At 32.6% G+C, this 26,228-nt stretch carries 25 protein-coding genes; 15 read left to right on the top strand and 10 right to left on the bottom strand.

Annotation, left to right across the window (positions count from 1 at the left end; genetic code table 11):
- Positions 1-31: 31 nt before the first annotated feature.
- From coaE to ruvB, 4 genes are read right to left on the bottom strand one after another with little or no spacing between them, the layout of a single operon-like run.
- Entirely contained in the window at positions 32-667 is a 636-nt protein-coding gene (coaE, locus tag JI747_RS19545) for a dephospho-CoA kinase (protein WP_225690541.1), read from the bottom strand.
- 9 nt (positions 668-676) lie between these two features.
- Complete coding sequence (locus JI747_RS19550; protein ID WP_225690542.1) at positions 677-1,543, bottom strand: MBL fold metallo-hydrolase; 867 nt, start codon at positions 1,541-1,543, stop codon at positions 677-679.
- Positions 1,544-1,565: 22 nt separating this feature from the next.
- The gene (locus JI747_RS19555) at positions 1,566-2,177 is read right to left on the bottom strand and encodes an FMN-binding negative transcriptional regulator (RefSeq protein WP_225690543.1); all 612 of its coding nucleotides are present in this window, start codon (positions 2,175-2,177) and stop codon (positions 1,566-1,568) included.
- Between the two features lie 3 nt (positions 2,178-2,180).
- On the bottom strand, positions 2,181-3,203 hold the full coding sequence (ruvB, locus tag JI747_RS19560) for a Holliday junction branch migration DNA helicase RuvB (RefSeq protein WP_225690544.1): 1,023 nt from the start codon (positions 3,201-3,203) through the stop codon (positions 2,181-2,183).
- Positions 3,204-3,464: 261 nt separating this feature from the next.
- Here ruvB and hutI point away from each other — a divergent pair, with 261 nt between their 5' ends.
- The 5 genes from hutI (at position 3,465) to JI747_RS19585 (ending at position 8,281) form a co-directional block, all read left to right on the top strand.
- Positions 3,465-4,691 carry an imidazolonepropionase gene (gene hutI, locus JI747_RS19565; protein ID WP_225690545.1) on the top strand — a complete coding sequence of 409 codons (1,227 nt, stop codon included), beginning with the start codon at positions 3,465-3,467 and terminating at the stop codon, positions 4,689-4,691.
- A gap of 243 nt (positions 4,692-4,934) precedes the next feature.
- Positions 4,935-5,855 (top strand): formimidoylglutamase, encoded by a 921-nt coding sequence (gene hutG, locus JI747_RS19570; RefSeq protein WP_225690546.1) that lies wholly within the window; start codon positions 4,935-4,937, stop codon positions 5,853-5,855.
- A 140-nt stretch (positions 5,856-5,995) separates the two neighbouring features.
- Positions 5,996-7,288: an aldehyde dehydrogenase family protein gene (locus JI747_RS19575; RefSeq protein ID WP_225690547.1), complete on the top strand. Its 1,293-nt coding sequence runs from the start codon at positions 5,996-5,998 to the stop codon at positions 7,286-7,288.
- A 60-nt stretch (positions 7,289-7,348) separates the two neighbouring features.
- Positions 7,349-7,519: a hypothetical protein gene (locus tag JI747_RS19580; RefSeq protein WP_225690548.1), complete on the top strand. Its 171-nt coding sequence runs from the start codon at positions 7,349-7,351 to the stop codon at positions 7,517-7,519.
- Positions 7,520-7,714: 195 nt separating this feature from the next.
- Positions 7,715-8,281 carry a thioredoxin domain-containing protein gene (locus JI747_RS19585; RefSeq protein WP_225690549.1) on the top strand — a complete coding sequence of 189 codons (567 nt, stop codon included), beginning with the start codon at positions 7,715-7,717 and terminating at the stop codon, positions 8,279-8,281.
- 53 nt (positions 8,282-8,334) lie between these two features.
- Here JI747_RS19585 and pyk read toward each other — a convergent pair whose 3' ends face one another.
- From pyk to JI747_RS19610, 5 genes are read right to left on the bottom strand one after another with little or no spacing between them, the layout of a single operon-like run.
- Positions 8,335-9,780, bottom strand: coding sequence for a pyruvate kinase (pyk, locus tag JI747_RS19590; protein ID WP_225690550.1), 1,446 nt, complete (start codon positions 9,778-9,780; stop codon positions 8,335-8,337).
- On the bottom strand, positions 9,773-10,246 hold the full coding sequence (locus JI747_RS19595) for an IPExxxVDY family protein (RefSeq protein WP_225690551.1): 474 nt from the start codon (positions 10,244-10,246) through the stop codon (positions 9,773-9,775). Before JI747_RS19595 ends, pyk begins: the two co-directional genes overlap by 8 nt.
- The gene (gene rnc, locus JI747_RS19600) at positions 10,224-10,988 is read right to left on the bottom strand and encodes a ribonuclease III (RefSeq protein WP_225690552.1); all 765 of its coding nucleotides are present in this window, start codon (positions 10,986-10,988) and stop codon (positions 10,224-10,226) included. Before rnc ends, JI747_RS19595 begins: the two co-directional genes overlap by 23 nt.
- Positions 10,989-10,997: 9 nt before the next feature.
- Positions 10,998-12,242 carry a beta-ketoacyl-ACP synthase II gene (fabF, locus tag JI747_RS19605; protein ID WP_225690553.1) on the bottom strand — a complete coding sequence of 415 codons (1,245 nt, stop codon included), beginning with the start codon at positions 12,240-12,242 and terminating at the stop codon, positions 10,998-11,000.
- A gap of 33 nt (positions 12,243-12,275) precedes the next feature.
- Positions 12,276-12,515: an acyl carrier protein gene (locus tag JI747_RS19610; protein WP_002976354.1), complete on the bottom strand. Its 240-nt coding sequence runs from the start codon at positions 12,513-12,515 to the stop codon at positions 12,276-12,278.
- Positions 12,516-12,845: 330 nt separating this feature from the next.
- On the opposite strand from JI747_RS19610, the gene JI747_RS19615 reads away from it, so the two are divergent.
- The 10 genes from JI747_RS19615 to JI747_RS19660 all read left to right on the top strand — a co-directional run bounded on the left by JI747_RS19615 (position 12,846) and on the right by JI747_RS19660 (position 22,692).
- Positions 12,846-13,742, top strand: coding sequence for an oxidoreductase (locus JI747_RS19615; protein WP_225690554.1), 897 nt, complete (start codon positions 12,846-12,848; stop codon positions 13,740-13,742).
- Positions 13,743-13,795: 53 nt separating this feature from the next.
- Positions 13,796-14,599, top strand: coding sequence for a helix-turn-helix domain-containing protein (locus JI747_RS19620; RefSeq protein WP_225690555.1), 804 nt, complete (start codon positions 13,796-13,798; stop codon positions 14,597-14,599).
- A gap of 16 nt (positions 14,600-14,615) precedes the next feature.
- Complete coding sequence (locus JI747_RS19625; protein WP_225690556.1) at positions 14,616-15,101, top strand: thermonuclease family protein; 486 nt, start codon at positions 14,616-14,618, stop codon at positions 15,099-15,101.
- A gap of 194 nt (positions 15,102-15,295) precedes the next feature.
- Positions 15,296-16,588, top strand: a complete 1,293-nt coding sequence (locus JI747_RS19630; RefSeq protein WP_225690557.1) for a phage integrase SAM-like domain-containing protein — start codon at positions 15,296-15,298, stop codon at positions 16,586-16,588.
- A gap of 10 nt (positions 16,589-16,598) precedes the next feature.
- The gene (locus JI747_RS19635) at positions 16,599-18,104 is read left to right on the top strand and encodes a hypothetical protein (protein ID WP_225690558.1); all 1,506 of its coding nucleotides are present in this window, start codon (positions 16,599-16,601) and stop codon (positions 18,102-18,104) included.
- Between the two features lie 103 nt (positions 18,105-18,207).
- A complete protein-coding gene (locus JI747_RS19640) occupies positions 18,208-18,483 on the top strand; it encodes a helix-turn-helix domain-containing protein (protein WP_225690559.1) in 276 nt (91 codons plus the stop codon).
- A 125-nt stretch (positions 18,484-18,608) separates the two neighbouring features.
- Positions 18,609-19,460 (top strand): ParB N-terminal domain-containing protein, encoded by an 852-nt coding sequence (locus JI747_RS19645; RefSeq protein ID WP_225690560.1) that lies wholly within the window; start codon positions 18,609-18,611, stop codon positions 19,458-19,460.
- A gap of 200 nt (positions 19,461-19,660) precedes the next feature.
- A complete protein-coding gene (locus JI747_RS19650) occupies positions 19,661-21,058 on the top strand; it encodes a hypothetical protein (protein WP_225690561.1) in 1,398 nt (465 codons plus the stop codon).
- Between the two features lie 148 nt (positions 21,059-21,206).
- A complete protein-coding gene (locus JI747_RS19655) occupies positions 21,207-22,157 on the top strand; it encodes a pYEATS domain-containing protein (protein WP_225690562.1) in 951 nt (316 codons plus the stop codon).
- Positions 22,158-22,176: 19 nt separating this feature from the next.
- Entirely contained in the window at positions 22,177-22,692 is a 516-nt protein-coding gene (locus JI747_RS19660) for a hypothetical protein (RefSeq protein ID WP_225690563.1), read from the top strand.
- 369 nt (positions 22,693-23,061) lie between these two features.
- Here the strand turns inward: JI747_RS19660 and JI747_RS19665 are convergent, their stop codons facing one another.
- Entirely contained in the window at positions 23,062-26,166 is a 3,105-nt protein-coding gene (locus JI747_RS19665; protein ID WP_225690564.1) for a metallophosphoesterase, read from the bottom strand.
- Between the last annotated feature and the right edge of the window lie 62 nt (positions 26,167-26,228).

Genomic DNA, 26,228 nt, shown 5'->3' on the forward strand with positions numbered 1-26,228 from the left:
AACTCGTTGAGTATTTTCAACGAGTTATATTTTATTCAATACTGAAGATGATTTTTTCAGTTTGTTCCTTTAGATCTTCTAGATTTGTATTATTGTAGATAATGCAGTTTGCCAGTTTTATCTTGTCTTTTTCAGGCATTTGCTTTTCCATAACGGCTTCTACTTCACGATAGGTTTTTCCATCCCTATCCATTACTCTTTTAGCCCGGATATTATCTTCGGCGGTTACTAAAACAGATTTGTAGCATTGCCTGTTTAATTTTAATTCAAACAACAAAGCCGTTTCTTTAAAAACTAGGTATTTGGTCTGTCTTTTCAGCCAGTCTTCAAAATCAATCCGGACAGCCGGATGAATAATTTCATTTAAGCCTTGAAGTAAATCTTTATTGTTAAAAACTTTGTCGGCCACAAACTTTCTGTTGTAAAGCCCGTTTTCATCATAAGATTCCTCTCCTAAAAGCTCTTTAATTTTACTCTTCAAACCGTCATTATCATTTACAATGTCCTTTGCTCTGTCGTCCGAGTAATAGACAGGAAATCCAAATTCTTCAATAAACTTTGCGACCGTAGTTTTTCCGGAACCTATTCCTCCCGTTAAACCAATGATTTTGGGGGTAGATAACGGTTCTGGTTCCGCTTTCTGAGTTTCTGATTGTAATTCTTCCATACTTAAAAATTAATATCCGAAAACATCATTAAAGCTAAACGTCTCATCCAATCTTACTCCCTTTTCAGTCATTTTAAGACTGGCCAGTTCATGGTGTGCATCATGTTCAAAGAATAGCAGATATTCATTATCTATACATTGCTTCAGGAATTTTCCTTTCTCTTCTAATGTTAAAAGAGGTCTTGTATCATATCCCATCACATATACCTGATTGATATGCCCGGCTGTCGGAATCAGATCAGCAGCAAAAACGATTGTTTTTTCCTGATATTGAATAACAGGAAGCATTTGTTTCTCTGTATGCCCGTCAACAAATATAACATCCATTTTCAGATCCGGAGCAAAACCATAATTTCCTGTTGTTGGAAGTGGCAAAAAGTTTAATTGCCCACTTTCCTGCATAGGAATAATATTTTCCTTTAAAAAACTAGCTTTTTCTCTTGCATTAGGTTCTGTCGCCCATTGCCAGTGGTTTTCGTTGGTCCAGAAGTGAGCATTTTTAAAAGCGGGTCTGTAGCCTGTTCTGTCATCGTTCCATTCAATAGCGCCCCCACAATGGTCGAAATGAAGATGGGTCAGGAAAACATCTGTGATATCCTCTCTTACAAAACCGTATTTTTTTAAATTCTTATCTAAATTATCATCTCCCCAAAGAGAATAATGCCCGAAGAACTTATCGTCCTGCTTATTTCCAAGACCACAGTCAATTAAAATTAATTTCTTTCCGTCTTCTACAAGAAGAGAGCGTGTTCCGAGCTCGATCAGGTTTTTTTCGTCTGCAGGATTAGTCTTTTCCCACAAACTCTTTGGGACGACTCCAAACATGGCGCCGCCATCCAGTTTAAATTTTCCACATTGTATTGGATATAGTTTCATATAATATTAAGTTTATAATGTATTATTTTTTTAACAGTTTCATTTTCTCAGCAATCTTTCTTCCGTTTTCATCGCTGTTTTCAAGATTTGAAATGATATTTTTAAAATCGTTCTCTTTTCTGTTTTGAGAAAGCTTTTGTTTAATGAAAATCTCAGTAGGAATAATTTTTAATCCGAAAGCCCCTTTCATTTCTTTTTCAACAAACTCCTTTCCCATATTGTCTACCATCATCGGACATTGCTGAAATATCTCATACTTGGAAGTCAGTTTATCCAAATGATGATACAGCTCTTCCGGGTTCATCAGTTCAACCTTTCCATAGATTTGAACCGCTTCATAATTCCAGGTAGAAACATTTACATGATCGTACCAGCTGCTCGAAATATACGTATGCGCTCCTAAAAAATCACAAAGAACTTCATCTCCGTTTTTTAAGGTCTTCGCCTGAGGATTCGCCTTCGAAATGCGAGTTTCAATATAGATATTTTCTGTGTCATCTTCATTCAGCATCATCATCGAATGGGTAGCGCGAATTTTATCCACAGAAGAAATTAATAAAGCGAAAGAATGCTCTCTGATGATTTCTTTCATCAGGCTGTAATCTTCACTCTTGTATAATTTAGGTATAAACATTCTTTAAAATAATTCTCCAGGATTTTTTGGTCTTGTAATATTCAGATGTTTGTATGCTTTATCTGTAACTTCACGACCTCTGGGAGTTCGGATAATGAATCCCTCCTGAATAAGAAAAGGTTCATAAACCTCTTCCAGCGTTTCCGGGTTTTCTGCAATAGACGTTGCAAGCGCTGAAATTCCTACAGGTTTCCCTTTGAAATTCTCAATCATCACCCGCATAATTTTGTTATCCATTTCATCTAATCCGAATTCATCTACATTCAATGAATTTAAAGCATATTTTGTAATCTCTATTTCAATTTCGCCATTCCCTTTAATTTCAGCAAAATCACGGACTCTTCTTAAAAGTGCATTGGCAATTCTCGGAGTTCCGCGGCTTCTTCTGGCAATTTCAATGGCAGCATCCTCATAGATTTTTACGCCCAAAACTCTTGCGCTTCTGATGATGATCATCGATAACAATTCGATCGTATAATATTCCAATCTGCTTTGAATCCCAAATCTGGCAAGCATCGGCTTAGTCAGCATTCCGCTTCTTGTAGTTGCTCCCACCAAAGTAAAAGGATTCAGACCAATCTGAACACTTCTTGCATTCGGGCCGGTTTCAAGCATGATATCAATTTTGTAATCCTCCATTGCAGAGTACAGGTACTCTTCCACAACAGGAGATAATCGGTGAATTTCATCGATAAAAAGAACGTCATTCTCTTCAAGATTAGTCAAAAGACCGGCTAAACTTCCTGGTTTATCCAAAACAGGCCCCGATGTAATTTTACAATTTACACCAAGCTCATTCGCGATAATATTTGCTAAAGTAGTTTTACCTAAACCCGGAGGACCATGTAATAAAACATGATCGAGAGCACCGCCACGTTTTTTGGCAGCGGTCACGAAGACTTCAAGATTTTCCAAAGTTTTCCTCTGCCCCGCAAAATCTTTAAAGCTCTGGGGACGAATCTGTTCTTCCTGAATCAGCTCTTCACGGGAGTAATTGTCTTTGTCTGGATGTAAAAAATCAGGCATTAATTCAATTTCATTTACCGTAAAGATAGGAAAATTAGGTTAAGATATAAAGGTTGAAACAGATGAAAAATTAAGATTTGAGCAGAAGAGATATTTTAAGTATTTTTGAGAGAGAAAATAAGATAAAACTCTTCTGCTTATTTCTGTGCAGAGATTCCTGCGGAATGACAAATTGTATGTGCATCTTTTGTCATGCTGAAAGCATCTAAGCATTAGTAAGCTTTAGAATTATATATCTGCACTTTGTTTTAAACTAAATAAATGAAACTTATAGGCCCTTTTAAGCAAGTCGTAACACTTGCCAATCTTCCGCTAAGAGGAAAACTTTCTGATGAGCAACTTGAAATAATTACTGATGGTGGAATTTTAGTGAATAACGATACAATTCAGCAAGTTGGAAACTTTGAACTCCTAAAATCTGAACATCCGAATATAGAAATTGAAACAATTGAAGGAGAACAAATTGTTCTTCCTGCTTTCGTAGATTCTCATACCCATATTTGTTTTGGGGGAAACCGTGCGAATGATTTTGCCATGCGTAATGCAGGAAAAACATATCTTGAGATTGCTGAAAGTGGTGGTGGGATCTGGAGCTCGGTTCAGCATACAAGAAATGCTTCAGAAGAAGAATTACTGAAAACCTTATTAGAAAGAATCAATTTCCTGATTTCCCTTGGAATTACAACCATCGAAGTCAAAAGCGGATACGGACTAGACGTAGAAAACGAACTGAAAATGCTTCGTATTATTAAAAAAGCTCAGGAACAAACCAAAGCAACTTTAGTTTCTACCTGTCTTTCCGCACACCTTAAACCAAGAGACTTTGAAGGGAATAACGAAGAATATTTACAGTATATATTAACCGAAATTTTACCTAAAGTAAAAGAAGAAAATCTGGCAAAGCGTGTAGATATTTTCATTGAAAAATCTGCGTTTCAGCCTGAAGAAAGTAAAGATTTCTTACTTAAAACGAAAGATTTAGGTTTTGAAATTACCGTTCATGCAGATCAGTTTACACCCGGAAGTTCCAGGATTGCTGTGGAAGTCGGAGCAAAATCTGCAGACCATCTGGAAGCAACTATTGATGAAGATATTGAATTTCTGGCTCAATCCGAAACTGTGGCAACGGCTTTGCCGGGTGCAAGCTTGGGGTTGGGAGAAAAATTTACTCCCGCTAGAAAACTATTGGATGCAGGAGCAATCGTAGCCATCGCAAGTGACTGGAATCCGGGGTCTGCACCCATGGGAAACCTGATTACACAGGCTTCAATTTTAGCAACATTTGAAAAACTAACAACCGCAGAAGTATTAGCGGGAATGACGTTCCGTTCAGCTTTTGCGCTGGGTCTGGAAGACAGAGGAAGATTGGCAAAAGATTTAAAAGCAGATTTCGTGACTTTTAAAACCAATAATTTCCAGAATGTTCTTTATAATCAGGGAAGTTTAAAGGCAGAAAATGTTTATATCGATGGGATAAAATCTAAATGAAAAAAATAATTATTTATTTTATCCTGGCTATTGTATTGATTATCCTTCAATATTTTTTATCGATAATTTTAGTTTTTCAATTAGCGACAAAAAGAGAAGGAAGCCCATCATTTGGATTTAAGGATGGACTCATTATATGTATTTGGTTGGTTGGAGCAGTCTCTATATTATATATGATAATAAAATTTCTTATAAGTATTTACAGACACGAATAATAATTAAATTGTGAAAGCATAAATTAGCATGAATAAAATCTGGCAAGGAAGATTAGACGGTGAAGAGCTTCTTTATCACAGGCTCTTTCAAAGAGTAAAAGAAGAAACTAATTACGATGCGATTTCAACGAACGATTTCGTTTTACACGGGTTTGCCGTAGATGAAGGCGTTCGTAGGAATAAAGGAAGACAGGGAGCAAAAGATGCCCCGTGTATCATCAGGAAAAATATGTCTAATTTTCCAGTGGTGCTTCCCGATTTCTCATTGCTGGATTTTGGTAATATTACCTGTGAAGACGGTAATTTAGAGAATACCCAGAATAATCTTGCCAAAAATGTTTCCAAAGTCCTATTGAAAGGAGGGAAGTCAATGGTTTTAGGAGGTGGTCATGAAGTTACCTATGCCCACTATCTAGGAGTAAAAACAGCTTTCCCTGAACAAAAGATCGGGATCATTAATATTGACGCTCATTTTGATAACAGGCAGCCTGAAAAAGGAGTAGGGGCAAGCTCCGGAACCGGATTCTGGCAAATTGCACAGGAAGGAGAGATCAATTCTTTGCATATCGGTATCCAGAGAAATTCCAATACACTGAAGCTGTTCGATACCGCGCATCAGTATGGAATGAAATATATTCTGGCAGATGAGCTTTTCTTTGAAAACCTGCCTTCCATTTATCAGAGAATCGACGAGCTCATGGAAAGTGTAGATTATGTCTATTTAACGATTTGTATGGATGTTTTTAATGCTTCTATTGCTCCGGGGGTTTCCGCTTCGGCTTACAACGGAATTCCTGCAGATACTACTTTTATGCATTTTTACAGACATATTTTAAAAAATCAAAAACTCTTGGCACTGGACGTGGCAGAAGTTAACCCGTTATTTGATATTCAGGAGAGAACGGCAAGACTGGCAGCGTGTCTTGTGAATGAGTGGTTTATGATATAAACGGTGAAATCATATTTTCCCGATAGAGAAAATCATTATTTTATTCATCTTTAAGGAATAAAATTTGGTGCTTATATGGTGCTTTTGAGAAAAAGCGCTAATAAATTCATTGAATTGAATTTAAAAACAGAGATTACAGTATGGAACAATTAATTGAAAATAAACTTATTGCAGCAGATAAGGCATTTTCCGAATGGAAAAAAGTACCATTCGAAGACAGACAAAAACTCATTGCAAAAGCTGCAGAAATTTTAAAGAACAATTCTGAAAAGTTTGGAAAGATTATTACCAAAGAGATGAATAAACCCATCTCACAGTCGGTTGCAGAGGTAGAGAAAAGTGCTTTGATGATGAATTATTATGCAGATGCTGAAAATATTTTAAAACCGGAAAAAGTAGATTCAGAATATGCGTACTCTGAAATTCATTATGTTCCAAAAGGAGCGATTTTGGGAGTAATGCCATGGAATTTTCCTTTTTGGCAGGTATTAAGATTTGCTGTTCCTGCCATCTTAGCAGGAAATACAGTGGTTCTGAAACATGCCTCTATCTGCTTCGGAAGTGGAAACGCTATTGAAGAGGTATTTTTGGAAGCCGGTTTTCCAAAAGGTATTTTCCAAAACCTGGAAGTAGGGCACAAAGAAGTAAAAGAAATTCTTGAGCATGATGCGGTAAAAGGAGTGAGCTTAACGGGAAGTGGAAGAGCCGGTGGAGAAGTAGCCTCGATCGCAGGATTAAATATCAAAAAATCTTTGCTTGAACTGGGCGGGAGCGATGCTTTTATTGTTCTTGATGATGCAGACTTAGATACAGCAGCAAAAGTAGGAGCGCAGGCGAGACTTCAAAATTGTGGACAAACCTGTGTAGCTGCGAAAAGATTTATTATTGATGAAAAAATTGAAGATGTTTTTCTTCCAAAATTCATTGAAGAATATAAGAAATTCGTTCCTGCAGATCCTATGAATAAAGAGACGAAGATTGCCGGGATGGCAAGACCTGATCTGGCGGATGATCTGGAAAAGCAGTTTCAAAAGGCTTTAGAGAATGGGGCGGAAATTATAATCCCATTGGAAAGAATCTCTGATATTGAGTTCAGTCCGGGGCTGATCCGTGTAAAGGAAGGTAATCCTATTTTACAGGAAGAACTTTTCGGACCTCTTGGAATGGTGATGATTGCCAAAAATGATGAAGAAGCTTTGCAGATGGCCAATGATATCCCTTTCGGGCTTTCGAACTCTGTCTGGACGGCTGATAAAGATCGTCAGTTATTCTTTATTGAAAATCTTGAATCTGGAACGGTAAATATCAACAGAATGACAAGTTCTGACCCGCGTTTTCCTTTTGGCGGAACAAAGGCTTCCGGTTATGGTACGGAGCTTTCTTTGCTGGCTTTAAAAGAATTTGTCACCGCTAAGACGATTGTTGGAAACTAATAAAATATAAATAATCTATACAAACCCCTCACGAATCATCCGGGAGGGGTTTTTCATTGTATGAAACTAAGCTTTTTACATATTCTTCCCCTGGGAAAATCTGTATATCGGGTGCAGGAAGTTTTCCCGGCTTCCGGAAAGTCTGTCGCAGGGGTGCTGCATACTTTCCCGATTACCGGAAAAACCTGTAGCGAGGGAGACAAGCCGTCCGGAAAAGGAGACAGCCGGTGATGAGCTTGTGCTTTATTTTCCTTGTATTCGAAGACATTGTGTCTCACACCCAAAGTTTCTTTAAAAAATTAATTAGGACTTTTTATTCAGTAAAATGGTGAATCATTTATGTTAGAATTTTTTTAAGATAATAATAAAATCAAGGGATTGTGGGAGATCAGAAAATATTTATTTTTGCTGTGTTCAAAAAAAATAATGAAAAAAATTACTTTATTACTCCTGTGTTGCCTGTATTATTCTTTTTCTGCTCAAGAAATTAAATGCGGGCTCAGCAAATCCGAATTTGATATTATAAAGGTGGGTGTAGAAGACGTGAAATGTCTCGCTAAAAATTCAAATAAAAAGAATACTGTTTTTTATACATTTGCTCGTTGGTGTGGCCCATGTTTATACCATTTGCCTCAAATTCTGGCTGTTGAAAAAGAGTATAATGCAGATGTATATGTTCTTCTTATTGATCCTGAAGGCTCGAAGATGACAAAGCTTGCTAAAGACTACGTTTTAGAAGATTTTCCTGATGCAAAGATTTTAATTTTAAAAGACGGGAATGGAGGAAAGACTAAAAACTATAAGAATTTCTTAAGTGAAATCACTCCGAAGAAATTTGAAAATATCAGAGATATGTCCAAATATATTGTTTTGAATAAGGAAGGTGAAGTACAGCTAGTCACCAACTGGAAAGATGAAAAAGATGATCCTGACTGGAGAGATCATCAACCAGTCATCAGCAGATTGGTTCTCCCTCTTCTGGAAAAGAAATAAAAATAAAAACCTCCCAATATTTTGGGAGGTTTTTTTAGGGTATCATATTTTGATTAAACCGTTGTTAATCTTAATGTATTTGTTTTTCCACCTTCGTATGATGGAGTAGCGTTGATGTTGATCACAAAGTCTCCGGTTTCAATATAACCGTGGTTATGGGTCAACATATTTACCTGGATAATGGTTTCATCTGTAGGTTTTTTCATGTCATAATAATAAGCATGAACTCCCCAAAGCAAGTTTAACATTGCGATTACCCTTTTATTTCCACTATAAACGATGATATGTGAGTTTGGTCTGTGCGCCGCAAGTTGGAATGCTGTATATCCAGAATGCGTTAATGTAACGATTGCAGAAACGTTGGTTGTTTTGGCAATTCTTACCGCTGCAAGACATACTCTGTTTGTGATGAATCTTTCATCAATACAGTTGTAATCTTTCTCGATAGGTTCGTTCTTGTGCTGGTAAAAATGTGTCATTTCAATGTTTTTCACAATTTTAGCCATATTTTCAACAACCTGAACTGGGTATCTCCCTACAGAAGTTTCTCCTGAAAGCATTACCGCATCAGCTCCGTCTAATACAGAGTTAGCAACGTCATTTACTTCTGCTCTTGTTGGAGTCAAGCTGTTAATCATTGTTTCCATCATCTGAGTAGCAATGATTACCGGTTTAGAATAAAATCTGGCTTTTTCTACCAATGTCTTTTGGATAGCAGGAACTTCTTCCATTGGAACTTCTACTCCTAGATCTCCACGGGCAACCATCAATCCGTCACATTCCAATAGGATTTCGTCGATATTTTGTACCCCTTCAGGTTTTTCAATTTTCGCGATAATCGGAGTTTTGAATTTCCCATTCGGATGCTTTTGAATCAATTCTTTCAAATCAATAATATCCTGAGCATGACGTACAAATGAAAGAGCGATCCAGTCTACTTCCTGATCAAGCATGAAGTTAGCATCCTGAATGTCTTTTTCCGTCAATGCAGGAAGAGATACGTTTGTATTGGGAAGGTTTACTCCTTTTTTAGAGCTTAGAGGTCCCCCTTGAATTGTTTTTGCTTTTACGGTATCAATTTGGTTGGTTTCAGTAACTTCCAAAACCAATTTTCCATCATCGATCAAGATTCTTTCACCAACTTTTACATCTTGTGGGAATTGCTGGTAAGTCATGTATACTTTTGTAGAATCTCCTTCAATCTTTTCATTGGTGAAGGTAAGAATGTCTCCAGGATTTAGATAAGAACCTTCTTTTACAACACCGACTCTCAATTTTGGACCTTGCAAATCTCCCAAAATACCTACAGAGTACCCATATTCTTTATTAAGGTCTCTGATGATTTCGATATTTGATTTAACTAGATCGTAGTCTGCGTGCGAAAAATTTATTCTAAAAATATCAACTCCCGCTTTCATTAATCCTAACATTACTTCCTTCGACGATGAAGCCGGTCCAAGTGTTGCGATAATTTTTGTCTTCTTTAAATACTTATTCATAATACTGGATAATTTGATAAAGTTCCTCTTCAGAACTCAGTGTATAATCTTGAATTGGAAAAACAAGATTTTCAGGGAGCAAAATTACGGAAAAATCAGGAAACTGTTCCGAACTATGCAGAATATATTCTACATCTACCTGATTATTTAATAAAAACTTAATATTTTCTTCTTCTGAAAAGAGTTCTGTCTGTATTTTTTTTTGTTTACTTTCTGAAGATTTGTTCGAGATGAAAGTAAAACAGGTCTTTGTAAACTTGTGATAAGCTTCAAACCTTGGAAAAAAATAATCATAATAATCTCCGTGTAAGACTATATCTTTCTTTCTGGAGAATGTAAGATCATTATTCTGATTTATTTTGTAGAAAAACTCATGATCGGGTATATTTTTTGCTAATCTTACCAAGCCTATGGCAACATCTTCAAATTCTATATCGTCTAGATCATAAAGTTTTTGGATTTCCAAGTATATTTTCTTTTTTATTTAAAATATAAAATGCTCTCTGTGCTGCTTTTTCTTCTGCTTTTTTCTTAGAAGTTTCTGTGGCATTGGCAATTTTTTCTTCTCCTAACCAGACATGGCAGCGAAAAACAATTGTTTTATTTACCTGAACCTCTTCACAGGTTTCGTATTTTATACTTACTTTTTTCTTTTGGCTCCATTCCAGCAAAAGACCTTTGTAGCTTACAATTTTGTTCTCAAGCTTATTGATCTCCGAAGGGGTTAAAAGTCTTTCCAAAATGATTCTTTTACAGGCATCATAGTGAAAATCTAAATAAACGGCCCCTATTAAAGCTTCAAATAAATTTCCGGAGATGTTTTCTCCTAAAGCCACAGAGTTTTGTTTTTGCAAAAGATCTGTCAATTTTAAATCTTCTCCAAGCTTATTAAGGTTTTTTCTGTTCACAATCTTAGATTTCATTTGTGTCAGATATCCCTCATTCGCTTTAGGATAGGTCTGAAACAGATGACAAGAGATTATTGTACCCAAAACAGAATCTCCCAAAAATTCAAGTCTTTCGTAATTACTATTGTCTTGATTTTTAGAAGAGCTTTTTAAAGAAAAAGCTTCACGGTAGAGCGCAACATTTTGTACCTCGGCACCCAACATTTTATTAAGTTCAGTACTGAGGAAAAAGTCTCTCTCCGTTAATTTTCTTTTTCTTTGTTTGAGAAGGAATTTAGAAAAGTATTTCTGTAACTCCATTCAGTAAAATTAGATTTTCTTAAATAGAACGCAAGCGTTATGTCCACCAAACCCAAAAGTATTACTCATGGCTACTTTTACATCTTTCTTCACAGCTTCATTGAACGTAAAGTTCAGTCTGCTGTCAATATTTTCATCATCAGTAAAATGGTTGATGGTAGGAGGAACAATACCATGAATAATAGTTCCTAACGCAGCAATAGCTTCAATAACACCGGCAGCACCCAATAAGTGACCTGTCATTGATTTTGTAGAATTAATCTGAATGTCGAAAGCGTGCTCTCCTAATAATTTTGAAATTGCATTAGATTCTGCAATATCTCCTAATGGAGTAGATGTACCATGCATATTGATGTGATCTACTTCATCAGCAGTTAATTCTGCATCTTCTAAACAACTTTTCATTACCAGATAAGCTCCTAAACCTTCAGGATGAGGGGCTGTCATGTGATGTGCATCTGCACTAAGACCTCCACCTTTTAATTCTGCGTAAATTGTAGCACCACGTTTTACAGCGTGCTCGTATTCTTCAAGGATGATACATCCTGCTCCTTCACCCAAAACAAATCCATCTCTGTCTTTGTCAAAAGGTCTTGAAGCTGTTTTAGGATCATCATTTCTTGTAGAAAGTGCCATCATTGCATTGAATCCACCGACACCACTTGCTGTAACGGCAGCCTCAGAGCCCCCGCACACAATTACATCTGCTTTTCCTAATTGGATCAGCATTTTAGAATCAATTAAAGCATTAGCTGAAGACGCACATGCAGAAACAGTAGTATAGTTAGGCCCATGAAATCCATATTCAATAGAAATATGGCCAGGTGTAATGTCTGCAATCATTTTAGGGATAAAGAAAGGGTTGAATCTCGGAATTTCCGTATTTGCCCATCCTAAAACCTCAGTTTCGAAAGTCTCTAAACCTCCGATTCCTGAACCCCAGATTACACCAACTCTGTTTTTATCTACATTGTCTTCAATAATTCTTGAATGTGATACTGCTTCTTTGGCAGCAACAAGTCCAAGCTGTGTATTTCTATCCATTTTTTTAGCCTCTTTCTTATCGAAATGATCTAAAGGATTGAAATTTTTTACTTCACAAGCGAACTTGGTTTTAAAGTTTGTGGCATCAAAAAGAGTAATCGGAGCGGCACCGCTCTCACCTTTCACAAGATTTTCCCAGTATTCTTTTGCATTATTTCCAATCGGTGTTATTGCTCCAAATCCGGTTACAACTACTCTTTTTAATTCCATAAACTTTGTTTAATTTCTTTTTGTTGAAGAATATTATTTATTTACTACTTCTTCGATATAAGCGATAGCGTGTCCTACAGTAGTAATTTTTTCAGCCTGATCATCAGGGATTTGAATGTTGAATTCTTTTTCAAATTCCATGATTAGTTCAACTGTATCCAATGAATCAGCTCCTAAATCGTTAGTGAAGCTAGCTTCAGGAGTTACTTCTGTTTCTTCAACGTCAAGCTTATCAGCGATGATAGCTTTTACTCTTGATGCAATGTCTGACATAGTAAATTATTTTTTTTAATTGTTAGATGGTGCAAATATATAAAATTCTTTACGATAAAACATTTTTTTAGTCTTTTTTGTGGCGTGTAGGTGCTTATTTTGTCGTTTGCTAGTTTAGTGTTTTAGTTTTCAGGAGTTTATATTTTGACATTTAATGTGTTGGTTTGAGTTTCATTAAAATAAAATTTTGGAGTCTTCTCATATCCTATATAATAATAGCTCAACCTGAAATAAAATGATCTTTTAAACAAAGTGATTTTGAGCTTTTTAACAAATAAGATGTAATCATTATTGACGGAAATTTGTATCAAACAAAAAATCAGTAATACAATGAAAAAAGTTTGGTTTATCACAGGAAGCTCAAAAGGTTTAGGAAAAAGCCTTGTAGAAGCGGTGTTATTAAAAGGAGATTATGTGGTGGCGACAGCAAGAAACCCTCAACAATTAAAAGAACTGGCAGAGCAATATCCGGAGCAGTTGTTGCCACTGGAGCTGGATGTTCAGAATAAAGAACAGATTTATGCTACGGTTGAAGAAGCAGTGAGTCATTTCGGAAAAATTGATGTGTTGGTAAATAATGCAGGCTTCGGAATTACGGGCGCGGCAGAAGCTTTTACGAATGAACAGGTCAGAAATCAGTTGGAAGTTAATTTGTATGCGCCGATTGAAGTGACCAGAGCTGTTCTGCCATATATGAGAAAAGAACATTCAGGAAATATTCTGCAGATCAGTTCTATTGGAGGCAGAGTGGGGAATGCGGGGCTTTCTATTTATCAGGCTGCGAAGTTTGGTTTGGTTGGTTTTTCTGAATCTCTGAGTAAAGAAGTTGCTCCTTTAGGGATAAAAGTAACCTGTATTCAACCTGGAGGTTTCCGTACAGAATGGGCAGGTTCTTCCATGAGTTTTGCAAAAGATATTGAAGGGTATGAAGCAACGGTAGGAGGAGTGAAAGAACATTTGATTTCCGGTAAGTTTCTGCCGATGGGAGATCCTGCGAAGGCAGCAAAAGTAATGATAGATGTTGTGGAAAATGAAAATCCTCCACTGCATTTGGTTTTAGGAAGTGAAGCTGCCGCTATTTTAAAAGCTACGGACGAAAAAAGAAAAGAGGAATTCGAAAAATGGATGGATGTGACAGTTTCTACCGATCATGACGATGCGGTTAATATTTTTGACACAGAATATGGGAAGCAATATCTGTCACACAAAGGAATTAGTCTGAAATAATCATAATCATTGAGACTGTATTTTTGCAGTCTCATTTTATATCTTTGCATATAATGAAACCTAAAAGAGAAGATTTTGGAAGTATTGTGTATTCCTGCTATACTCAGTTGAGTCGGCAAGGGGAGCATTTTGTATCTGATCATGTGTTGAGTTATCAGATCTCTGGTGATTTGATTTTAAATGACGGTTTACATGATTATTCTGCGAAAGACGGTTCAATTCGTTTCTTGAGGAGAAATCAGCTATTAAAATTTACAAAACAGCCGCCTCCTGATGGAGAGTTTAAATCTTTATCAATTTATTTGAATCAGCAAATCCTAAAAGATTTCAGCATAGAGTATAACTTGGTCTCAGAAAGAAAAGAGTACAATAAACCTTTGTGTATGCTTAATGAAAGTGTACAACTTCAGAATTATATGGATTCATTACTGTTTTATTATAATTCGGGAAAACTTTCCGATGTAAGATTGGTAGATTTAAAAATAAAAGAAGCGTTAATTTTATTACTCGAGGAAGAACCTGAATTAAAAAATATCTTATTTGATTTCAATGAACCCGGTAAAATAGACATTGAAGCGTTTATGAATAAGAACTTTCATTTTAATGTTAATTTAGACCGGTTTGCCTATCTTACCGGAAGAAGTCTGGCGACTTTTAAGCGTGATTTTGAAAAGGTTTTCGGGAGTACACCCGGAAAATGGCTGGTTCAAAAAAGATTACAGGAAGCTCATTACCTGATTTTAGAAAAAGGAAAAATGGCTTCCGAAATATATCTGGATTTGGGGTTTGAAGATCTTTCTCATTTTTCATTTGCCTTTAAAAAACACTATGGTTCATCACCCAGTAAAATAATATAGCCTTACCTTATATATAATGAAGTTGAAATTTGTCTGTGTAATTCTGTTTTTAAGTTATCATTTACTGTGTTCTCAATCCAAAGGCAAAGTCATCAAAGTGAAAGATGGAGATACTGTAGTCGTTCTTTTAGGAAATAATCGGCAGGAAACATTGCGTTTAGCAGAGGTAGATTGTCCTGAAAGCGGGCAGGCTTTTGGTAAAAACGCGAAACAGTTTACCAGTTCTCAGGTTTTTGGCAAAAAAGTAGTGTTTTACAGAATTGCAAAAGATAGGTATAAACGAACGGTTGCCAAAATATTCTATGATGATGACAAGTATTTATCTGCTGAGATTATAAAATCAGGTTGGGGATGGTGGTATTTTAAAGCATCAAAAAGTGTAGAATTAAAGGACTATGAATTGAAAGCTAAAAATTCAAAAACCGGATTGTGGAAAGATAATAACGCGATTTCCCCATGGGAGTTTCGGAAGAATAAAAGAAAGAAAAAAGAGGTTTTGTAACTTACAAAACCTCTTTTTAGTGGAGTTGGAGGGACTAAGTTTTTAAATCTGTTAAAATCTTGATTAATTTATAAATGCTTTGTATAAAGGCTTTTTAAGATTATTTAATTAAATTGAATTTATTGAAATTAAACTATATTTGAATTTTTTGGGTACAACTTTGGGTACAACTTTAAATTTTAATCATTTCAATTATGGCATCAGTAAGCTTTTTTATTAGAGGAAAGGTAGCGGATAAAGAAAGTACAATTTGGGCAAAGTTTAGAGACAGGGACATTGATATACGTGTTCCTGTTCCTTATTTGAGTTGTAAACCAAAAGAATGGAAAGACGGAAAGTGCAAAATGCCATCCAAAAAAATGCACAAAGGTGATGCTGAAACTATAAACACTCGTCTTGCACAATTAGAAGCTAATATTATTTCAAGTTATACAGAGGATAATCCAGAACTCGATTTAAAAGAATGGCTGAAATCAATTATAGAACCTACAACTTTAAAAGCTGAAGATAATAACTATTCGGATGATGTGATTGTTTTTATTGATACTTATATTTCTTTAAAAAAAGATAGTGTTACAGAATCGACTATTAAGAAAGCTAATGTTGTTAAGCAGTTAATGATAAGATATGTAGCAGATAGAAAAACCAGAAAGAAAACATTTAGAGGATTAAAGTTTAAAGATTTAGATAATTCTTTTAGAATTGATTTTGAAGATTATTGTAATAAGGAGAATTATAAGATTTCAACAACGTATCGCAACCTTAAATTTTTAAAAATGATTTGTAAAGTTGCGGGTTCTTTTGATATTGAAGTTCACAAGCATGCGGAATTGTGGAAATTTGAAGTTGAGAAGGCGACAAAACATATCCCCAAATCAATTTATTTAACGTTTGATGAACTGAATAGAATAGAGCAGAAAGAAATGCCGCATGATTATTTAGATAATGCAAGAGATTGGTTACTTATCTCTTGTTATACAGGACAACGTGTGAGTGATTATATGAGATTTAATTCCTCAATGATTATTGAAGATAGTGACGGACAAAAATACATTGAATTTACCCAACAAAAGACTAATGCTAAAATGCAAATTCCTTTATTAAAAAAGGTTCAGGATATTTTAGCAAAACGAAACGGAGAATTTCCACGAAAAATATCGGATGTAAAACTAAATCTTTATATTAAGAATGTATGTGAGATTGCTGAAATAGATGAGATTGTATACAATGGTAGAACTGAGACGATAGAAAAAGATGGGAAGAGTATTACACGCAAAGTTTTTGGCAATTTTCCTAAACATAAACTTGTTACATCTCATATAGGAAGAAAAAGTTTTGCTTCTAACTTTTATGAGAAAATTCCTACTACTTATTTGCTTAATTTTACAGGGCACACAACAGAAAAACAGCTTTTAGCATATATCAATAAAACAGAAGTAGAAAAAGCAAAGTCAACTGCAAAAATATTTAACAGTTTAGGGTATTAATAATTATTGTATGATTAGTATAGAATCGAAAAGAGGAATGGCATTAGATTTCATTGTTTATTTAATAGCTGTTGAAGACCCTGTTTCAAATCATGGCATACATGAGTTTTTTTTACAAAAATTTGAAGTACAAAAATCTGAGAATATTAATATTGAAAACATACAAGCAAAGTTAGATTCATTATCTCCTTTTTTTCAGTTCAGTATTGAAAATATGATACTTTCAGAAACAGTCAATGATTTGTTATCATATTACCCAAAAGAACTATCACCGCAAAAGACTGAGAATGTAGCAGATTTTACAGCGGATTATTTTGATTATATCAACCGTTTTGTAGATATAAGTACAATAATTGTTAATGATGAATCTATTGATTTTTATGATATTGAATCATCAATTGAAGAAAACTATGATGATGAAGAAATCAATAACATTTTAAGTGTGATTAATTCTATCATTACATCTAACGAATTATATCAACAGAAAAAGCATCAATTTGAAACCTTGTCAATTAATCAATTCGAAATTAATTTAGCATCTATTAAGGAGCATTTTGAAAACTATTTTATGTTGAGAATTGTATCTCCAGATGTTTACATAAGCTACTATGCATCGCTCATATTTTCTTTGAATAAAAGAGCATCAAATTTTCTTAATCGTTTTATTAGGGAAATTAATGGGGTATCAGAATCTATCGTTATTAATAAATATTTTAATAACAAAAACTTTAAAAACAAAGAATACTTAGATTATCAAATTGATGAAAATGAAAAATTACTTTTTCAGCATTCATTTGAAGTTCCACAACTTGATGGTTTTTTTACGAAGAATAATAAATCTTCAATTATTTCTTTACAAGCTTCTCTTAAAAATTACTTTAGCATATTAAGTGCTTCTGAATTACTACGAAATACAAATCTCACAGAGATTAATCCTCACCAATATTTAGAATTAAATGCGGAACATTCTCTTTATGGAATGAAATTAAAATACCTGAATTTTCTGAGGTATGGAGACAGAATTCATTCGCAGGAAGATAAAGGGATTGAGAATAATTTGGAGGAGTTAATGACTGAGAAATCAGATTTTATCGAATATCTTAAATCTAAAAATTTTGATAATGATGAGATTAAAATTATTTTAAACGCATTGTCTGAAAATAAGTATAGTAGCATTGGTATTAAGGAAATAGAATTTAAAAATGATATTAATTTCTTTAGGTTTTGCTATTTCTTTTACGCTTTTGATTATTTCCAAGATATTGAAGGGAAGAAATTCGATACAATTGCTTCCTTTGAAAAAATTACTAAATTCAATAGGGATAATAGGAGAGAAGTTAAGCAACAATACCATAAGAATTTTATTGAAATTGACAATTCAAATGGTAAACACTTTCCTTTTTCGGCTAAATCCACGGATGCTTTTCTTTTAGAAATTGAATATTCATTAAGAATTGATAGGGAAAAGTTAAAACCAATTCCAGAACAAAAAAAAATATTAAAATTTTCTTACTGATTAACAGTTAGTTGTGTTTAGTTAAGTGAAAAATATTTCCCTTGATTTTTCCCTATTTTCCCTGTCTATATGTTTGCATCATAATAATTAAACAAAAAATATTATGACAAATTCAGCCATTCAATTGATGCAAATAGATATAGAATCTTTTGGTCAATTCATTCAAAAATTAGTTAGGGAAGAATTAGAAAAAATTATTCCTGTACAGTCAGCGGAAAAAGAGTTTTATACTCGTGAAGAAACAGCAAGACTTTTAAATGTAAGTTTGACAACATTATTTCATTGGAATAATGACGGTACACTAAAAAACACCAAAATAGGCAATAAAGTGTATTACTCAAAAGAAGAAGTGTTTTCAAAATTGAAACAGGTTTCTTAAACTTTGGGAAATTCTTATTATCCCAATTATCTCTTAATCATTTACCACACTTTTAATATTTAATCGAAGTACAATTTGAGTATTGTGAGGGTGTCTCTTGCGCTAAACTTAAAATAACAATTATCATGTCAAATACAATTCAATTATTAGGTCAAAGCTATAATGCGAACTATCATTATGAAGGTTTAACAACAATTTCAGAATTACAATCCTATCTCACCATTGCGGATATAAATAGATATAGCCGGTTAAAAGCAGATATTGAAAAAAATGGAATTAACGACCCAATTCTATACTATAAAACAGCAAACGGAATTAAACTCGTTATCGACGGTCATGTACGTTTAAAAGCTTGTATATATTTAAAAATATCAGATATTCCAACAAAGGAAATCAAAGAAAATTTTGAAACTCTTTCTGATATTCAGTTTTGGATAGTTAAAAATCAATGTCAAAGAAGGAATCTTACACAAATACATAAAATTCAACTTGCCTGTTTACACGAAGCAAAAATACAACAAGCCGCAAAAGATAATCTTGTTAAGGCGGGTAAGGGTAATGATATTGAAAAAGCAGTTGATACACTTTTAGAAATTGCAAAAATAGCCAACGTTGGCAGAACAACTGTTGCTAGATATAAGAAAGTTACAAGCAGTGGCTTAGAAGATATTATTCAAAAAATGATTACAGAAGATTTGAGTATTTCTTCCGCATATAAGCAGGTTCAGAAATCGATAAAAAATGGATTAAATAAAACTGTAAAAGCTGAAGTTCAGGAAGATGATTCAGTTGAACTCGGAGTAATTGAAGCCGAAGCTCAAGAACCAAAATATGTTTTGGATTATCATGCAGGTAGACATCTTTTAACCACTAATGAGGTTGAGTATTTTATCATGGCTAAAGATGAAACTAAAGTAAAGGACTTTGTATCTAAACAGCACAATGTTAAATATGCTGTACTCATAATCGAGGATTAACATTATATACACAGGTACAAGGCTGGTAATGCGGAGTTTTTTTTCATGTTACATCGCACAGTTAGCTCTGTGTGTACTTGCCGTAAAAGCCGTGTAAACGCACCAAAAATCAACTAAAACATTTCGTATAACAAAACCCCTAAATGCATTGCAAAAAAGCTGTGTACAGCCATTGTTATGTCCTTTTTTATAACATTATTATGAGTGAATATTATGTACTTATACCAAAAAAACTGAATCTTGAACAAAGATTGTTTAAATTTCCGCCTGATTTTGAACTAAGTAGAGATTATTGTCATTATTTTATCTCTGAGCTGATTAAAGAATCATGCAATAAAGATACTGAAGAATATGGCAGTTTTGAATCAGTAATAAATCATTTCATCCCACGATGTGCAGGAATTAATCAATCTATTTACAGAAATTCTAAACAGCATATAGAATATCTTTATCAGGATTTCGGGGGTGAGGGGCGGATGCTTTGGAAGCGGAATTATAAACCAGGTGGTTGCTATGCTTATCACTTACCTAAATACTTTTGGGGTGATGGTGAGTTAAAAATGTATTGTATCACTGAAAAAACTCTGGCCCGTAAAATCATAAAAAATAATGCACCTCAGGTTGATAATACCGTGCGAAAACGCTTCGATTTCACTCGCGGGTATTTTGATTCTTCCCGCTTTAAATTAGACGCAGAATCAGCCTTAAATGAGCTTTATTTGGATTATTTGCAAACAGGAGACTACAACAAGTATCTTTTAAATGCTCAAAGAGTTGTAGATTTTAAAAACGGATGCTTTAACTTTTATAACAAGCCTGAAACGGACGGTAGATTACATACCGCTATAACGTCATTTTCTAAATTATGTAGGAAGTATCTGAAATATGACGGTGAGAATCTGGCGGAAGTCGATTTGTCGTCCTCAATTCCATTCTTCCTATCTTATATACTCTCCATTCCCACCACCTGCGGGGAGGATAAGGCGGGGGTACTATGCACACAGCTATGCAGTCAGGATATACTCTATCATTATATGATAGTAGAATCTTTGGTGAAGCCTTCTGATAGGGAGATAGCGGGTTTCAAGGAACTTGTGCTAAATAACCAACTTTATGAGTACTTTATGGATAGTTTTATGAATCTTTCAAACTTTGAATCCAGTTTTGAAATTATGTTTAACAGACCGTTTGATGGAGATGTAGATGAACTCAGAAAATATACTAAAAACAAATTTTTAGCTATGCTTTTTGCGCATCCTAAATATTATATGCAGGAACAAGCCGTATTTTATAATCATTTTCCTAAGATATATGAACTTACCAAAAAGTTTAAGCGAGTGAAATATGAGGGGGTTCCGCCATCTGAAAGACATAAAAGACTTTCATATTTGCTGTTTCAATTAGAATCTCATTTTATGGTTCACACTATTGCTCGGGAGATAAACAAAACGTTTAAAAGAAAGATTCCGTTTTTTACATTGCATGATTGCTTAGTGGTAAAAGAATCTGATTTAGACCGAGTTTATGAATTGATGCATGAAATATTTATCCGTGAGATTGGCTATGCTCCAAATATGACCAAAAAGATTTGGAGATAAATTAATTTGTAGAATTTGTATTTTATATTAAATAAATATTATATAAACTACACAAAAGTAGTATTTTATACTTGAAAAAAACTTCGTAATTTTATTGTGTTGGATAAGATAGATATAACTAAATTTTAAACCAATAAAACTAATTACCATGAAAAAGACAGCTTATTTAATTTTCTTTTTCTTAATAATATTAGTATGGGGACAAATAGATAAAAAATATGAAAGTATTAAATGTAATTTCAATTCTAAACCTCTTCCTACAACTATTTTAGAAAATTCTAGTGCAGCTTCGAGAGAGTATGCTGACCTTATTACTAAAATTTTTGCATTCTGTGGACAAAAGGACTTATACTTATTTGTATACAATACTACATCTGCCGATTTAGATTATGCATGTTGTGGATATAATAAATTTGGTAAACCGTCAATAATTATAAATGAAACAAATTTGAACAGTTTACCTGAATATTCTCGAATATCAATTCTTGCACATGAAATTGGACATTTTAATAATAGAGATATTGATATGGATTCAGTGACTAGAAAAATGGAATTGAATGCAGATTTTTTCAATGGATTTTGGTGTGGTAAAAATAATATTAATGATGTATATCTAACAGATATATTTTATCCTTATGACTCTTTAGTAACAGAAGATTTGCAACATCCTGACCCAAAAATAAGAATTGATTCTGTTAAATCTGGTTTTCAGAAGGGGAAAAAATCATTTAATATGGGAGTTTATGACTTAAATGTTTCAATGGCAGATAATTATAAAAATGATTTAGACCTAATTTTAACAGTAGACCCGAAAGTGACACTTCACAAAAATAAAAAAACTTTTATAATACACTTGAATTCCGTAATTGCGAAAAATGCACAGTTTTCAAAAAATAAGATATTTTCAAACATAGAGTATGTAAGATATGTTATTGATGATAAGAGTTTTAGAAAAGAAATTATTAAAGTGAAAAATGAAGAGACCAACTTTAAATTTGACCTAACAAAAGTTTGGGGAGATTTCCCTGTAACAGCTATAATAAGATTTAAAGACTATTCCGAAATGTCAATAACAAAGACCTTTAAACTACCAGAATAACTTTTAAAACCAATAAACAATGAAAAACTTAATTAAAATTTTAATTTTTGCATTCGCTTATTTCAGCAATTATGCAGTAGTTTATGCACAGAGTATTGATTGCAGCCGTAATAATACAATTCAGGCTAATAATCAAAAGATTAGAGAGGTAACTTATCAGTATATTAGACTTGCAGCAAGTCAAAATACTAATAAAGAAATAATGAACTCTTTAGCACTAGATTATATAGAAATTCAAACCAGCTTTAATGCATTATTTACTTCAATGAAAGAAGATAAAGCAAATTTTGCATCTAAAAAGAAGATTTGTACTAGATATTCTAAAGAGTTATTAGATTTAACAAAGAAGGCTAATGATTACGATAAAAGAATTTTCGAAATTATAAGCCCAAATACAAAGTCAACTAGCTTCGGAGTAAGTGATGTATTAAGTATTATTGATTGGTTATTCAAAAAACATAATGAAGGTACAGAAACATTTTATAATAAGCTTAAATGGGATGATTGGGAAGATGTTATAAAATCTAAAAAATAAATTCTTATCACAGAGAATTGGACTATACAATGAGTTTTTGTAGTTTTCATATATTTCCCGTTTTAAAAAATGATTGGTTTCATCTCTCTGTGGTAGAACCAATCATTTTTTGTCGGATTAAGTAATTGCTACTATATTAATATAAATCTTCGTTTCTCAATTTTACTGTTTTCCAAATGAGTTTTATGAGTTCCAAAAATCCATTGTTTTTTCTCAAGTTATTCTTTTCAATATGGTGTAGGAGTCATTTTAAGTTATTATAAGAGTATTTTACTGAGCTTTAAGGTCGAGTTATTGTAATACTGATAGTAGCTGAGAGAAATTTCTAAAAATTAACCTTGACAATTTCTAGTCAAGGTTACGTTTTAGTTAATATGTTATTTTACTTTTCTTTTTAGTTGTTGATGTCATTTCTATTTGTCTTTGAATTTCAATAGGAATCTCTAGCTTTTCACAAATTTTTTGTTGGTCAGTTTCTTTCATTGGAAACATTCGTAAATAATTAAATGATAATCTTCTCATTATTAAATATGGAAACTTGTTGTTTTTAAATTGTGTTTTCAACAAGTCTACCTCATTAAAAGGAAATTTATGTGAATATTCTAATCTATTAGAGATATCAATTAAAGCTATGGCATTGTTTGTTTTATGCTTTTTCTTTATATCATTAAAAGTCAATTCTAAATCTTTAGTTGCTACAGAGGTTGAAATCCTTTTTATAATAGAATAAGCAGTCATATAATACATGTTGAAAATAATTTTCTTTGCTAAATCTTCTTTTTCATGTAGTGAAATAGTTTTATCTTCACCAATTATATTAATAATTTCTGCTACAAGAAAATCTTCACCATCAATTAATGTTTTAAAAACTGAAGATGTCGTTCTTAATCCTAAAAAATAAATTTCTTCAGCAATTGTTTCCTTTGGTTGAGTTTTTAACGATGCATATCGATTTTTTAAGATAAGTCCTAAAATTTCTATTGTTTTAAAAGACTTATTGATTTCAGAAATATAATCAATAACATCTACTGTATCTTCAGGCTTCTTATCAAATAATTCCTTTTCCTCTTTTTGCTCTTTTTTTTCTATCTCTTCAGCTTTATAATCTTCATGTGATTTAGATAAGTCTAATGATAGTTTTTGAGATTTATCAGTAACTAGTTTATCAATTTCCTTAACATCTGTTCCAAAATTCAAAATACTTTCCTCTTTGAATAGTCCTTTTGCAGATTTTAATATTGTTTCCGTAATAAAATCAGATTTACTGTGATGAGAAAGAAATAAATAGATGTTTGCATTTTGAGAATTATATAAATTTTCAGATAGCTCAACGATATATGATTTTATTTCTGATTTATCAATGTTATCCGCAAAGTATTTTCCTAAAAAATAATAATATATATAACTATATTTAAATTTATAACTATCCGCATTTTTGTACAAAATATTAGTTTCACATAAATTATCTAACATTGTTACAAACCCATTTCTTTGTAAATTAAATTCTTGCACAAAAAAATTATGAAATTCTATAAATTGTTCTTCTGTCAGTTTATCTGTATTTAAAGAAAATATATAGTACGAAAGTTCTTTTAAATATGTATAATATTTTTCTATTTCTTTGTTATTTGTTAATTTTTTACCTAATGCAGATTTTATTAAAACATCATAATAATGCCCTTGAGTGCTTTGTTCAAAATTCTCTCCAGGGTATAATTCCAATGTTTGCAGAACTGTAAGTATGAAAAGTGGGTAAGAGGGAACCAAATTTTTACCTATTATAGAATCAATAAGCTTTTCTAATTCATATACTCTTAAAACTTTTTCTTCCTCCTTTAGTATATAATCATTGTCGAAATCTAGCCATTTTTTAATAAGATTAAAACGATTTTTTGTTCCAAATGGCAATATTTCAAAAACTCTTATTCTTTCATTTAAAGTGTCTACTACATCGTTTAATGTGAAGAACTCGTCCCAAAACATTACAAAGTCTAAATCATTTCTCATAATCATATCGATGAATGCTTTTTTATATTGCATTTGAAGTTTTGACTCATTGAAATTATCAATAATAAAGAATGGCTTTTTATTTAGTGGAAATTTTGTACATGAATACTGCTCTTTTAATAATCTTTCTTTTAATTTTAAAAATTCAGCAGGAGATGTACTTTTAATTTCATCACCATTGATTAAAATGGGATAAAAATTATCATTCACTAAAATATTGCCAAAAAGTTTCTTTGCTAAACTTGTTTTCCCTGATGAATTATCTCCTAAAATTATATGATTTGTGATTATGTCATCATTTATTGAGTTGAAAAGATGAATGCTTGAAATAACTTGACTTTTCTCGTCATTTTTATAATTAAATTCTTGTAAACTTGGGTAAATAAAAATATCGTCGAGTTTAATTTGGTTTTTATGTTTATGTGTTAAATTTACGCCAACATCATTTATATATTTATTAAAGCTCTCTTCTACAGTAAGCTCATTTTGAGCTATAGGATTAACATCTTTATTTATCTCAATCTCAAAAATACCATTTTCAAATCCATAGTCTGAATTATCTATGAATATATTTTTCGCAAAGTTATATTTCCGTAAATAGACTTTAATTTTTTTGTGTGGTTCTAATTCAATGATTGAATATCCATTTGTATAAGAGTTTTTATCTGATTCTAAGCCGTTTAATGATTTGCCAATTGAAAAATAACAATTACCTAAAAGAGATTGGTTATAAGTAATTTGTTGCTTATGTGTATGGCCTAAAAATACTAAATCAAATTCTTGTTGTATTTTTTCCTGTACCTTTTCTTGTTCAGAATCGTGAAGAAATTCCAATGGATGGTGCATTAGAGCAATCTTTATATCACATCCATTAATGAAATTTAAAGAATTTTCAATTTGATTTTCTAGTAATAATAATTTTCCTTTATCTTCGTTATCAAAGCATAACCATGAGCTATTAAAACAAGTAATTCCAATACTTTGATTATTTAAATTTATGATGAAATTGTTTTCAAAATATGATAAATTTTTTTTTTCGTTAAAATCAGCAAAGAAGTTATTTTTAAAATCTTCAAATTCATTTAAACCTATTTTGTCACGAGGGTTTCCTGTTGTGAAATCATTATAAATATTTTTTCTAATATTTTCATCTGTTAATAGAGAATTTCTGATAATTATGGATGTTGTACTGATTTCTTTACGATTAAGGTCATGATTTCCTGGAACAAAAAAAATTTTATTTTTTAAAAGCGGAAATTTTTCTAAAATTGGTTTAAATATAAGATTATTAAAATCATTAAAGCTAATTGAAAATTTATCACTAAAGTCTCCTGTAAAAAGCAAAATTGTTTCATTGTCTAAATAAAATTCTAAATCTTTAATTAATGCATCAAGAACTCTTTCATGTTTATAATCTAATGGGGAACTTGCTAAATGAATGTCTGTTATATGAATAAATTTTATCATTTGAAATTAATGTTAGTTTATTATTAATTAGTATTTTATGGTTTAAAATTTTTATTTAATCA

The sequence above is a fragment of the Chryseobacterium tagetis genome, from assembly GCF_016735585.2.
GTDB classification, from domain to species: Bacteria; Bacteroidota; Bacteroidia; order Flavobacteriales; family Weeksellaceae; genus Chryseobacterium; species Chryseobacterium tagetis.